This window comes from Clostridium manihotivorum (assembly GCF_004015185.1).
In the GTDB taxonomy this organism is placed as follows: Bacteria; Bacillota; Clostridia; order Clostridiales; family Clostridiaceae; genus Clostridium_AR; species Clostridium_AR manihotivorum.
This window is the reverse complement of the sequence record NZ_CP025746.1, coordinates 3,318,603-3,331,670: the sequence shown is the minus strand read 5'-3', so window position 1 is coordinate 3,331,670 and position 13,068 is coordinate 3,318,603. Positions and strand designations below refer to the sequence as shown.

Here is a 13,068-nt window from a genome sequence, read left to right as displayed (position 1 = left end):
TGACTTTTATTGATTTGATGTATAGTTTGCTTTACTCAACCCAAACCTCTTTTGCTAATGCAAAGGTTGCCCACGCATTAGGCCATCCTACATAAAATGCTAGATGTGTTATAACCTCAGCAATTTCTTCTGAAGTTACTCCGTTATTTTTCGCATTTATCAGATGAAATTTTAAAGAATTATCAAAAATTCCTTTTGTCATTAATGCGGTTACTGTAATCAAACTTCTATCCCTTGCAGATAATTTATCCTCTCGTGACCACACCTGGCCAAATAAAACCTCATCATTTAGCTCTGCAAATTTTGGTGCAAAAGTTCCAAGTGCGTCTTTTCCTGCTGTTTGCTTTTTCATAAATATCTCCCTTCTAAGAAAACTTTTATTCTATCTATACAATACATTATTATTTTAATTTGCTATATTCTTCATCTGTTACTGCTTCACACCACTGATTTGAAGCACCTTCTACTGGAATAGATAAAGCTAGATGTGCAAATGGTTCATCTGCTACAGCCCCGTGCCAGTGTTTGATTTCTGGAGCAATATATACTACATCTCCGCTTTTTAAATACTGTGGTTCCTTACCCATCTCCTGATACCAGCCATGACCGCCAACACAAATCAATATCTGTCCACTACCATGGTGAATATGCCAGTTATTACGGCACCCTGGCTCAAATGTAACATTAGATATAAATACTTCTTTAGTATTAAGGACACTTAAATAGCTTTTTCCGATAAAATATGGCGCATATGCAGTATTTTCTTCTCCTAGTAAAAAGTCCGATACTTTTTTTAATTCTTTGATTTCCATATTTATTTCTCCTCACTCTTATTTTTATTATTTTCCATAAGATTCCAACCCTCAAACTGTCTAGTTAGTATTTTATAAGACTTATATCAAAAACTTTTTCTTTTGAAAAAGTATATTTTAGTATTGCATGAGTTCCATTTGTATCTTATGATAAATATATCATAAGACCTAAACCTAACTTTAGGTCAACATTTAATTTTAAATTTAATGTAAGATTTTTAAAATATTTTTGGAGGAAATTTATGAATTATTCCATTGGTGATATTTCAAAGATGCTAAATATATCTATATCAACTCTTCGTTATTATGATAAAAAAGGGCTTCTTCCACTAGTCAATAGAACTACTGGTAATATAAGAGTCTTTGATGATTCAGATGTAGAATGTCTAAAAATGATAGAGTGTTTAAAAAACACAGGAATGCCTCTTGATGATATTAAACAGTTTTTTCAATGGTGTGAAGAGGGTGATTCAACTATTGATAAAAGATATGAACTATTTGTTCATCAGAAAGAGGAAACTGAGAAACAGATTGCAATCTTACAAGACGCTTTAGCAAGGATAAAATATAAATGTGAATTTTATAGAGTGTCAAAGGAAAAAGGGACAACCGATGTACCTGGATTACGTGAAGAGCTAGCAATGAAATTTTTAGACAAAAGTGAAAATAAGATTTAGCGGCTTTTTATACATACTTATACAGAGTTTTATCTAAAATATAATTTGATAAAGAATAAAAAAATAATCACACACTGATATATGTAAAGTATATCGATGTGTGATTAGTATATTCTTTAAAATAATTGCTCTGTTTTTTTTATAACTTCAAGCTTGATGCTCTATTTATTCCCAATAGATCCCAACTCCTTAATTACAATCAGATTCAAATTTGATAAAGTTTTTCCCTTTGTAAGCCAGCTCTCCATGTTCGTATAAATGTACACTTTTAAAATTATTATCTCCGACTGAAAACTCAATTTGACTTCCAGACTCTAATTCGAAAATCAAAATTAAGGTTTCATAATTTGTTATAGCGCCATTTACATGTACATGTGCTTGAACATCGCTTTTTTCATGATGAGCCTTACTTTATTAGCGACTACTGGTAAATGTTTATTTCTTACTTCAATTATTTTTTATAATATCTAATGCAACTTCTGTTCGATGCACGCCTTTTGGTTTATATCCAAGAACGTCTGAATAGCCAATATAATCAGTTAGCAAATATAGGATAGAAAGCCACATTTCTGTACCCATAAGCCCTGGGTTGTAGTTTGTTTCTAGCTCAAAACTAAAGCCTTCTTCGTATTGCCAGTTCTTCAATATTCTTTCTATTTGTAAATAAGCCCACTCTTTGCCTTCATCATATCTATAATTTGTTTGTTTTTTACAAAGCCATAAAGGATGAATTACATCTAAAACATTGCAGGCATTGCCACAATCTTGTCTAAAATATCTAGTATTCTTTGAATGTTCTAACAAGGTATCAATAGCTTGTTTTGGATATGGAAGAGGAATACCAAACTGTGCATAGGTTCCTCTCGTTAACCTGTAAAAACCATTGACCAGCTGTAATAGGTCATCTTTATTTTCAACACCCCACATTCCATTTTGTGCATTAGCATTTAAACTTAGCCAGCCAAATAAGGTTGTACCAGAATTTTTCGATTGAAAATATTTTTTGTTCATATATAAAGCGGTGCCATAATGATCAATATTTGCTCCTGCAGACCAAATATCATTTTTCCAATCATAGGAGGAAAGTTTTTCTTCTAACTGTACTTTATTTTCATTTTCAATATACTTAAATGGATTCAGAATTTTTGTTCCAAGTACTTCTAAAGCATATCCCACAGTCAACACATTGTAATCAATCATGGTTGGTTGCAATTTTTGAACCTCTTTAATTAGTACTTCTTTATCCAAAATATCAGGTATTCCATCAAACATAGCTGCAATCTCTATTGCATCACACCATGGACGAACTTCTTCGCTAGAATCCTCTGGAAGGTTTACGTATATCTCTCTGCCATTTATATGTTTTTTTCTATTATTAAGCACAGCCTGCCATTGATCACGTACTTCACCTCCAAATTCCTGTAGACGTTTTTTCAAGTCCTCTTCATTTATTTTTCTTCTATCGTTGCTTTCGAGTCTTGACCTAATAAGCTTCGCAGGATTACCACCTACAACAGCATATTCAGGAACATCCTTTGTGACAACGGCGCCAGCTGCAATAACAGAATGACTTCCAATGTTTATCCCATCTAAAATAACGGCTCCAGCACCAATCCAAACATCATCTCCAATAATAATCCCTTTTGACCTTATAGGTTGCTGACAAATAGGTTTATTTAAATCATCAAAGGTATGGTTCATCGCGATTATTTTAGCGTCTGGGGCAATACGTACAAAATCCCCTAACTTTATTTTACCCTGAAGATATGCATTAGTATTAAAAGAACATTTTTCACCAGCAGTAAGACTTATATTACGAAGCAAAACTCCGGCACAAATCATGCATCCATCTCCTAAATTCAGTTCTTCTACACCATAAATGCTAGCATATTGCGAAACAAAGCAATCTTCTCCAAAATCAGCATTATATTTTACTATCAGCTGTTCCTGCCATAGAAACTGCTCTCTTTTCTTCTCTTCTCCACATTCCTCCCATGGCAAATAATCTATGGATTTATCAAAATACTCTTCTATTTTCATTTTTATCTACTCCTTTTCATATCCTCTTTACTTGCTTGTACACTACTTGATTTCAGTTTTTTTGTATTAGAATTGCTTCTTAATATAAGGCTTTTAAAACCTATGAGGTTAAAATTCTTCAAAAGCTTAAAAAAGTGCATACATGTGAAAAAATAGCTGAAGACGGTAATATCAGCAACTTTTACTCATTGTAAAATATTTATCAGTTTATTGAAATGTCATATTGTATTATAATAATGGTAAAAAGTAAGAAAAGAATGGAAGAACTCTGAAATGAATCCTATTTTTGATCAATTATATAATTACATAAACGTAACAATTAATTGCTGTTGTGATATATCCCATTCAGCCTTTTATCAAGAAAAAAAGACCCATAGCGACTACGATATTTGGTATATACTAGCTGGTGAAGTCACAATAACTTTAAATAATAACAAATACACAGCATCTAAGGATGATGTTATTTTTTTCTATCCAAATGTCTCTTATGAATCTGCAATACTTGAAGGATATTGTGAATTTATATATATACATTTTGACTTTTCCATTGGGAAAAAATTAAATGCTTTAGACAATTACAATTTTTCAGGAATTATAAGAAAAGAACTACTAACTAAAGTATCTGAAACTTTTAAAGATATATATTTTCAGTATAAAAATTCTGATTATCAAGCAAATTACTTAATAAAAGCCTCTTTTTCCTTATTGCTTGCAACCATATTAGATTTGCCAGAAAACAGTGGAGCTTACCGTACTTTTTTCCCTAATAATATAAAAGAAAGTACCACCGATAGATTTGATCTGCAATCAGTACTACAATATATAGAAGAAAACTTAAATAAAAATATTCGTATTATTGATCTGGCTAATATGATAAATACATCAGAAAAGTATTTTATAACTCTATTCAAAAGAAATGTTGGAGTTCCACCTTTACAATACGTAAATGAACTACGTATGAATCGTGCGAAAAAGCTTTTATATATCGGTTCTTATTCTATAAAACAAATAGCAAATATTCTTGGATATCCAGACCCTTATAGCTTTTCAAAAGCTTTTAAAAAGAAATATGGCATAGCTCCAAATAAATTTAAGGAGCAATGCCAATCATTAAGCTAGTTAAATTCACTTACACCTGTTAATCCTTTAACTGCATTTATACTTGGCTTTATATTCCTAATATAAACTATTAATCTTACTAGTTTTAATAATAGTCTTTAGTGTTTATTTACCTCTAAAGAAATTAACATCGAAGTTTATTGAAACATAAAAAGCTAAATAATTATATTTTTAAATCCTTCTTAATTGAAGTAGCCATTTCTACTATCTTTCCATTTTCATTTTGGCAAGCTTGTATAATGTAAGGTCTATAGCTATCCTTATAGTTATTTCTCATAAAGTTCAATACATTCACCTTCCATTTCCAAAGGTCATCAGGAGATACATAAAAGAATTTTGGTTGTATTTTATTTCTATAAAACTCCTCATCCATGTCCATAATTTCTTCTGGTGTTAATGATAAAGCTAATTCTTCTAAGCCCGGGAAATCTTCATTTTCCTGCCACTTGCCTTTATTCATAGGACATACATCCTGACAAATATCGCAGCCATAAATGCAAGAGCCAAAGGTTTTACTCAACGGTTGATTCGGTAGATCTCGTCCTCCAAAGGTTGTTAAGAAAGAAACACAAGCGGTGGGTGACATTGTATATGAATCAGATAAGGATTTGGTAGGACAGGCCGCTATACATTTGCCACAACTCTTTGGACATTGTGGCAGATCATTTGTTTCCTTCAATTCCATCTCCCTATCTGTAAGCCATGCTTCAAGATGAACCCATGAGCCAGATTTAGTATAGAAGAAATTATTTCTTCTCACTATTCCAAGGCCAGCCTGCAAAGCTGCCCAACGCATCCCTACTACTCCAAACTTTTGATTTGTTGCAACCTTTAATCCAAGTTCACTCATATATTTTTCTATTTCTCTGTTATGCTTATATTCCTCTGCGTTTTCATCTAGGCGTATATCAAATAAGTATGCCTTTGCTATATGTCCTTTCACCTGCTCTGGAACCTTATATTTACCATAGGGTACAGCCATTACAACCACTGACTTTGCCCATGGATAATCTGCTAGAGGGTTAGCCAAACGCTGCTGCCCCTTATAAAATTGTTCTGATTCTGGCACCTTTTTTATACGTTCGTCCAACTTTTCTTTATACCCATCAATCATGCTTAATGGTATAATACCGCACTTTTCATAACCAAGCTCGTAAGCCTTCTTTTGAATAAGCTGTTCTATAGTCTCCATACTCTCTCTCCTTAATATCTTTGATACTTCATATGACAATATTTTAACAAAGAATAATGTATTTGTGAAATTGATATATTCGAATTGACAATTCGATTTTATCAATATATTATTATATTTAAAGATTTTTGTTAGCTTATAAATAACGATTGGAGTAAAATCGATGGATATTAGACACTTTAAAACCTTTAAAAGTATCGTTGAAGAAGGTAATTTTTCCAATGCTGCAGCAAAATTGGGGTATACACAATCCACTGTTACATCACAAATCCAGCAGTTAGAACAGGAACTTTCAATAAAACTATTTGAGAAACTAGGCCGTAACATGGTATTGACCCCATTGGGAAAAGAATTGATACCACATGCAAATGAATTGCTTAGTATAGTGAGAAAAATTGAGAGTCTAGGTACTTGTAGTGATAATATCACAGGAGATTTAAAAATAGCTGTTGCAGAATCATTAATGTCCTATAAATTGCAAAATGTATTGAAATTGTTTAAAGAAAAAGCTCCTAATGTAAAACTTTCTATAATATCAATGAACTGTTACGCTATAAAAAATATATTATTAAATGGCGAAGTTGATCTTGGGCTTATGTATGATGTAGGACATAAAAATGATAATTTGACTTCTGTTACACTTTCTGATTTCAATTTATCGTTAATTTGTTCACCAGCCTTTGAACAAGAAAACTTAGACTTTTGTAAGCCAAATCAAAAAATAAATACAAGCCTTATCATTAATGAAGTTGAATCTATTTATCGAAAGATTCTTGAGGGTTACTTCTTTGATAACAATATATTTTTAAACAACACTATCGAGCTTTGGAGTATAGAAGCAATAAAGAAATGTGTAGCAAGTAATCTTGGAATTTCCTTCTTACCTCGCTTCACAGTAGAAGAGGAACTTAAAAATGGAAAGCTAAAAGAGATTGAGGTAGGTTGCTCCGATGAAAAAATTACAGCAATATATGCTTATCATAAAAATAAATGGATTAGCCCTGCAATGTCACTATTTATTCAATTAGTAAGAGATGACTTTAATATTGGTTAAGATCTTACAAGTAAGTAAATAACTAAAGTACTGCATTTCTCATAACCCGCATTAGCCTATTTTTCAACGTAAAGTATAATTGGGTAGAGGAAAGAATCAAACTTCTTTCCTCTACCCAATTGAAGGCTTCAACATCGAAAAAGTTGAGGAAATTCTTAAAGAAGAAGGCATTTTAGATACTGAACATTTTGGAGTTTCAGTAATGGCTAATTTTGGATATTCTGTAGTAGAAGCATATCCTAAGACAACCTTTATATTTAGTAGTACAATGGGTTTAATATTTTATATTAAAGAAGTTATGACAAGGTAGTAGACTTTAGCATTATATTATACTGGAATAATCCTTTTTATAGCAAAGTGGTGATATTTCTGTTTTTCATAGAAATATCACTACTTTGCTATAAGTTAAAGAACTTTTTTTGATTTACTTAAACTCTATTGAATCTAGTTTCGTCTTGAAGTAAAACCTATAGAAATATTCATCAAATTATAGTTTGTTTATCTTCTAAACGATTGAAAGTTAAGTAATTTTATTGCATAGGTTCTGGCCAATCATTCATAGGCGCGATAACAGTATGTCCAAAAGAACTATTATTTGTAGGTAAACTAGGTATTAGTATTGCTCCTAATAATAAAACACTTACTACACAGGTAACTATTGTTTTTTTCATTCCAATCCCCCTTTTCTTAGATGTTACCACTATGGATACACTTAATTATAATTATAGATCTCATATTTTATAAAATCATCTATGTTTTCAATATTTTGTTAATAATTATACATTTCCCAAAAAGTATCTATACAAAACGGTTGAATCTATGTATATTTATAATTTCACCTAAATATTTTATTAATTTGGTATTTTCTCTATTTATACCTTGCCTTGTATATTTCTGTCAAAAGAAATAAAATAGATTTATTGATGTGCTATTTGTGGATTGTATAACTACAAAAAAAGCAGCAAGAAAACTTCTGATGGTACATATAAAACAGTAAAGAAAAGGACGGTAAAAATAAATGAAACGAATATTTTTAGTTGAAGACGATAAAGCAATAGCTAAAAACCTTATACTTTTGCTCCGCTCGGAGGGATTTACAGTTATTCATGCCCCAACGCGGATTGAAGCCCTAGGCGTAATTGAAAAAAACAAATTTGATTTAGCTTTGATTGATATTTCTTTGCCTGATGGAAATGGATTTACGGTTTGCACAGAAATTAAAGCAAAACAAGATATTCCCGTTATATTTCTCACAGCTTCTGGCGATGAGGCTAGTGTTGTTACGGGCCTTAATATGTGTGCTGACGACTATATCACCAAGCCTTTTCGTCCCCGTGAATTGATTGCAAGAATAGGAACTGCTCTAAGAAAAAGTGGACGTTCTCCATCGGATTTTCAAATTAAGGGGCTTAGTGTGGATACAGCAAGTGGCATAGTGAAAAAGGATGGTAGTGAAATCTTTCTTTCAGCCTTAGAGTATCGCTTGTTGTTAGTATTTATCAATAACCCCAAAAATATTATCACAAGAAGCAGGCTGCTTGATGAATTGTGGGATGCTGCTGGTGAGTTTGTCAATGACAATACATTAACTGTGTATATTAAGCGCTTGAGGGAGAAGATAGAAACCGACCCTACAAACCCGCAAATTATTCTTACCGTTCGAGGCACAGGATATAGATTGGGGGACTTATATGCTTCGGAATAAAGAGTTTAGACAGTTTGTTCTTGTATTTACCTTAATAGCTGTAGCCTCTGTAACTATTGGATTCACAATCAATATGTTATCTGGAATCCTTGCTATTGGTTCCACTGCTGCCTTTGGAGCAGCATTTTTTGTGTTTACCAATGCTAGATATAAAAGTCTTGCAAAGATTTCAGATCAAATCGATCTTGTGCTTCATAACGCCGATCATCTGTATATTGGTGAATCAGAAGAAGGCGAACTTTCAATTCTGCAAAGTGAGATAACAAAGATGACGCTACGCATTAGGGAGCAAAATGAAGCACTAAAAAAAGAAAAGGAGCATCTTGCGGATTCGCTGGCTGATATAGCCCACCAACTCCGTACCCCACTCACCTCCGTGAATCTTATTCTTTCATTGTTAGAGACTAATCCTGAAGAAAATGAACGAAAAACATTGCTGAGAGAAATAGAGGAATTATTTGTACAGATGGATTGGCTGCTTACTTCCCTTTTGAAATTGTCACGGCTAGATGCAGGCATTGTGGTTTTTCAAAGCAAGCCAATAGATGTAAACAACTTGATAGGCGCTGCACTTCGCCAGTTCCTAATCCAAATGGAGCTTCACAACATTGATTTTCAAATAGATGTACCTAAGGGTATCATAATTGAAGGTGATTCAGGTTGGCTTTCGGAAGCAATTAAAAACATCCTTAAAAATTGCATAGAAAGCGTAGGCGATAACGGAAAGATCCACATTGACTGCAGAGATAACCCGCTGTTCACTGAGATATCAATCCACGACAGCGGCGTAGGCTTTGCAAAAGAGGATTTGCCCTTCCTCTTTGACAGGTTTTATCGTGGAAAAAACTCAGGAGCTACAGGATATGGTATTGGATTAGCTCTCTGCAAGATGATTATAACAGATCATGGAGCAACTATTACCGCCAAAAATAAATTACAGGGCGGTGCAATATTTACTATTCGTTTTCCAAAGTGACTAATCTCTCACTTTAAAGTCACTGAGATGTAAGTTAAAGCTTCTATTATATGAGTAAGACATAAGAAAGGGGGCTCACATAATGGAGTTCTTAAAAATTGAAAATTTATGCAAGATTTACGGCAAAGACGGAAACCAAGTTACTGCACTGGACAATGTTTCCCTTACAATAGAAAAGGGTGAATTTACTGCAATCATTGGTTCTTCCGGTTCTGGCAAATCCACATTGCTTCACATCATTGGCGGTGTTGACGTGCCAACAAGCGGAAAGGTGTATTTGGAGGGGCAGGATGTATACGCACAAAGTAATGAAAAACTCGCCATCTTCCGCAGGCGTCAGGTTGGGCTGATTTACCAATTTCACAACCTGATTCCTACACTAAATGTAGTTGAAAATATCACTTTACCTATACTAATGGATAAGCGAAAGGTCAATGAGGAACGATTGAATGATTTACTGGAACTGCTTGGATTAAAAGATCGTAAAAACCATTTACCCAATCAGCTTTCCGGTGGTCAGCAACAACGTGTTTCCATAGGACGTGCTTTGATGAATGCTCCAGCGGTAATGCTTGCGGATGAACCAACAGGCAGTTTGGACAGTAGAAATGGACATGAAATTGTGAAACTGCTGAAGGCAAGTAATAAAAAATACAATCAGACCCTTGTCATCGTCACACATGATGAAAATATCGCCCTTCAAGCAGATCGCATTATCGGCATATCAGACGGAAAAGTAGTTAGAGACGAGAGGGTGAGACCATGAACATTTTCAACAAAGTTACCCTACAAGCCATGAAAAAGAGTCGCACAAGAACCATTGTAACGGTAATCGGAGTTGTTCTGTCTGCTGCTATGATCACCGCAGTAGCTACCTTTGGAGTTTCTCTACTAAACTATATGATAAATGGCTCTATTGTAAAATATGGTGATTGGCATGTGGAGTTTATGAACGTCCCTTCTGCTTTCGTTCAGGAGCGAAGCCAGGACAAGGAAGCTGCAAACACCACAACCTTTGAGAACATAGGCTATTCAACACTTAACGGCGGTCAAAACCCAAACAAGCCATATGTTTTTGTAGCTGGATTTACCAAGGAAGCCTTTGATAAATTACCTATAACTTTGATTTCAGGCAGATTGCCGAAAAACAATGAGGAGATTCTTGTACCAGAACATGTTAAGACCAACGGCGGCGTTAAACTTACTATTGGTGACAAACTTCCACTTGCAATGGGAAGCCGCATGGAGGTTAACAAAGAACTTAACCAGCACGACCCTTATCTTTCGGGAAAAGAAACTCTTGTGCCAAAAGCTCAGAGGACTTACACCGTTGTGGGCATCTGCCAAAGACCAACCTTTGAGGATGTTTCTGCCCCTGGATATACCTTGATAACAAAAGCAGATCCAAAGGATAAAATAAACAGCTTCAGCCTATTTGTAAAACTTAAAAACCCACGTAATATTCACAGTTACGTAAGAAGCTCAGGTGGTAAAGAAGCTTATTCTTTTAATGATAATGTTTTGCGTTTTATGGGTCTTTCTGATGATAATTTATTTAACACCCTTTTGTACTCCGTTGGCGGTATTGTAATAGCCATCGTCGTAATAGGCTCGATTTTTCTCATTTATAATGCCTTTACCATATCGCTAAACGAACGGACAAGGCAGTTCGGAATCCTTTCATCTGTTGGGGCCACAGCAAGACAATTGCAAAATTCTGTATTGTTTGAAGGCCTTTGCATTGGTGCAATAGGTATTCCTATTGGAGTTCTCTTAGGTATCGGTAGCATTGGACTTGTTATTTCTGTTGTATCCAAGAATTTTGCTAATATAGCATATAGTAATGTACCTTTAACCTTGACGTTATCTATACCTGCAATTGTTGTTGCAGTATTAGTCAGCATGATTACGATTCTGATTTCAGCCTATATTCCCGCAAGAAAGGTTGCAAGTGCTCCTGTGCTGGAGAGCATTAGACAATCCAATGAGGTCAAAGTTGAAGCTAAAGCTGTGGAAACTTCAAGACTGGCTCAGCGTATTTATGGCTTAGAAGGAACTCTTGCTCTAAAGAATTTTAAAAGGAATAAGAAACGGTACCGTAGTATCGTGCTATCCCTAACCTTAAGCATAGTGTTGTTTGTATCTGCAAGTGCTTTCGGAACAGACCTGAAGGATGTGACAAAAAAGTCAGTAATGACAAATGACTATGACATATCCTTCTCCACTCAGGACATGGCTGAAAACGAAATGTTTAAACTTTACGACAAATTTAAGACTGCTGAGGGCGTTTACCAAAGCTCTTATCAAGCGATTATGACCTATTCCTGTGCTGTTAAGAAAAGTGATTTTTCAGACCTTTACAAGAAGTACTATGGTAATGATTTAACCGATGAAAAAGTTAACCTCCCAATGGATATTCAATTTATTAAGGATAGCGAGTATATGAGTTTTGTCAAAAGCTTAGGACTTCCTATAAAGAACTATACTGGGCAAAATCCAAAAATGATCGCTGTAGCCAAAGCCAAAAATGTGAATAACAACAAAGACGGTAACAGTGATTTGATTAACATGTTTTCAAAGCCTTCTATGAATTTTAGTATCGCTCCAGAAATAAATGACAAACCGAAGCTAGAACAGAGTCAAAATATTGACTTTACCCTGGTTGATACAATACCTGTTGATAGCCTTCCTCGAAATCTTACAAAGCCTAAGTCCTTCACCTTTATGGTGATTGCTCCTTATGAGCTAAAGGATAGGTTTGAAACTCCCGGTACCCATGTGGAGGTTAAGGGCTTGACCTTTAGGTCAAAAACGCCATCGATATCAGTGGCAAAAATGGAGAAAATTATTCAAGGTGCTGGAATTACCTCGGATTATACCCTATACAATGTATCTAAAATACTTGAACAGAATCGCAGCACAATATTTGTTGTGGATGTTTTTACTTATGTTTTTGTAATTATGATTTCACTGATTGCGGTTGCCAATGTGTTCAACACCATTTCTACCAATATAAAGCTCCGTAGACGGGAACTTTCCATGCTCCGCTCTGTAGGGATGTCTGAACAAGATTTTCAAAAAATGATGAATTTTGAGTGTGCTTTTTATGGCATTAGGGCTTTGCTCTTTGGACTTCCTATATCCGCACTGTCCTCTTGGCTTATTTACAGATGGATGGATGGAGGCACAGACAAAGTGAAGTTTATATTACCGTGGCTCAGCATGGCAATCAGTGTGTTCAGCGTATTCTTTGTAGTATTTATCACAATGCTGTATGCAATTAGCAAGATAAAAAAGGAAAACATCATTGATGCACTTAGAGATGATATGACTTAATTCAAGCTACACAATATTGCTTTCACATAAAGAAGCTATCTTTCATCAATATCTTAGCTAAGAATACTTTCTACAGTGCTTAAAGCTCAAGAAAAGCACATAATCAGAATATTTCATCTGATTATGTGCTTTCTATTTTCTTATATCTTCAGCGTTT

14 protein-coding genes are annotated in these 13,068 nt (G+C 34.4%); 8 read left to right on the top strand and 6 right to left on the bottom strand.

Annotation, left to right across the window (positions count from 1 at the left end; translation table 11 throughout):
- Positions 1–31 precede the first annotated feature (31 nt).
- Together C1I91_RS15215 and C1I91_RS15210 are read right to left on the bottom strand one after the other, a co-directional pair.
- A complete protein-coding gene (locus C1I91_RS15215; RefSeq protein ID WP_128213621.1) occupies positions 32–352 on the bottom strand; it encodes a carboxymuconolactone decarboxylase family protein in 321 nt (106 codons plus the stop codon).
- Positions 353–401: 49 nt separating this feature from the next.
- Complete coding sequence (locus tag C1I91_RS15210) at positions 402–812, bottom strand: cupin domain-containing protein (protein WP_128213620.1); 411 nt, start codon at positions 810–812, stop codon at positions 402–404.
- Between the two features lie 242 nt (positions 813–1,054).
- On the opposite strand from C1I91_RS15210, the gene C1I91_RS15205 reads away from it, so the two are divergent.
- Positions 1,055–1,489, top strand: a complete 435-nt coding sequence (locus C1I91_RS15205; protein WP_128213619.1) for a MerR family transcriptional regulator — start codon at positions 1,055–1,057, stop codon at positions 1,487–1,489.
- Positions 1,490–1,678: 189 nt separating this feature from the next.
- On the opposite strand, the gene C1I91_RS29780 is transcribed toward C1I91_RS15205, so the two are convergent.
- Together C1I91_RS29780 and C1I91_RS15195 are read right to left on the bottom strand one after the other, a co-directional pair.
- Positions 1,679–1,822, bottom strand: a complete 144-nt coding sequence (locus C1I91_RS29780) for a DUF2500 family protein (RefSeq protein WP_476695905.1) — start codon at positions 1,820–1,822, stop codon at positions 1,679–1,681.
- A 114-nt stretch (positions 1,823–1,936) separates the two neighbouring features.
- Complete coding sequence (locus C1I91_RS15195) at positions 1,937–3,529, bottom strand: acyltransferase (RefSeq protein WP_128213618.1); 1,593 nt, start codon at positions 3,527–3,529, stop codon at positions 1,937–1,939.
- A 273-nt stretch (positions 3,530–3,802) separates the two neighbouring features.
- Here C1I91_RS15195 and C1I91_RS15190 point away from each other — a divergent pair, with 273 nt between their 5' ends.
- Positions 3,803–4,648 carry an AraC family transcriptional regulator gene (locus tag C1I91_RS15190; RefSeq protein ID WP_128213617.1) on the top strand — a complete coding sequence of 282 codons (846 nt, stop codon included), beginning with the start codon at positions 3,803–3,805 and terminating at the stop codon, positions 4,646–4,648.
- Between the two features lie 163 nt (positions 4,649–4,811).
- On the opposite strand, the gene C1I91_RS15185 is transcribed toward C1I91_RS15190, so the two are convergent.
- A complete protein-coding gene (locus C1I91_RS15185; protein WP_128213616.1) occupies positions 4,812–5,840 on the bottom strand; it encodes an epoxyqueuosine reductase in 1,029 nt (342 codons plus the stop codon).
- A gap of 163 nt (positions 5,841–6,003) precedes the next feature.
- On the opposite strand from C1I91_RS15185, the gene C1I91_RS15180 reads away from it, so the two are divergent.
- Positions 6,004–6,894, top strand: a complete 891-nt coding sequence (locus tag C1I91_RS15180) for a LysR family transcriptional regulator (protein ID WP_128213615.1) — start codon at positions 6,004–6,006, stop codon at positions 6,892–6,894.
- 79 nt (positions 6,895–6,973) lie between these two features.
- Positions 6,974–7,204: a nitroreductase family protein gene (locus C1I91_RS15175; protein WP_275051622.1), complete on the top strand. Its 231-nt coding sequence runs from the start codon at positions 6,974–6,976 to the stop codon at positions 7,202–7,204.
- Positions 7,205–7,424: 220 nt separating this feature from the next.
- Here the strand turns inward: C1I91_RS15175 and C1I91_RS28230 are convergent, their stop codons facing one another.
- On the bottom strand, positions 7,425–7,565 hold the full coding sequence (locus C1I91_RS28230; protein ID WP_164880550.1) for a hypothetical protein: 141 nt from the start codon (positions 7,563–7,565) through the stop codon (positions 7,425–7,427).
- A 347-nt stretch (positions 7,566–7,912) separates the two neighbouring features.
- On the opposite strand from C1I91_RS28230, the gene C1I91_RS15170 reads away from it, so the two are divergent.
- From C1I91_RS15170 to C1I91_RS15155, 4 genes are all read left to right on the top strand, one after another.
- Positions 7,913–8,599 carry a response regulator transcription factor gene (locus C1I91_RS15170; protein ID WP_128213614.1) on the top strand — a complete coding sequence of 229 codons (687 nt, stop codon included), beginning with the start codon at positions 7,913–7,915 and terminating at the stop codon, positions 8,597–8,599.
- On the top strand, positions 8,586–9,575 hold the full coding sequence (locus tag C1I91_RS15165; protein ID WP_128213613.1) for a sensor histidine kinase: 990 nt from the start codon (positions 8,586–8,588) through the stop codon (positions 9,573–9,575). Before C1I91_RS15170 ends, C1I91_RS15165 begins: the two co-directional genes overlap by 14 nt.
- An 82-nt stretch (positions 9,576–9,657) precedes the next feature.
- Positions 9,658–10,341 carry an ABC transporter ATP-binding protein gene (locus tag C1I91_RS15160; RefSeq protein WP_128213612.1) on the top strand — a complete coding sequence of 228 codons (684 nt, stop codon included), beginning with the start codon at positions 9,658–9,660 and terminating at the stop codon, positions 10,339–10,341.
- Entirely contained in the window at positions 10,338–12,911 is a 2,574-nt protein-coding gene (locus tag C1I91_RS15155) for an ABC transporter permease (RefSeq protein WP_128213611.1), read from the top strand. Before C1I91_RS15160 ends, C1I91_RS15155 begins: the two co-directional genes overlap by 4 nt.
- Positions 12,912–13,068 lie beyond the last annotated feature (157 nt).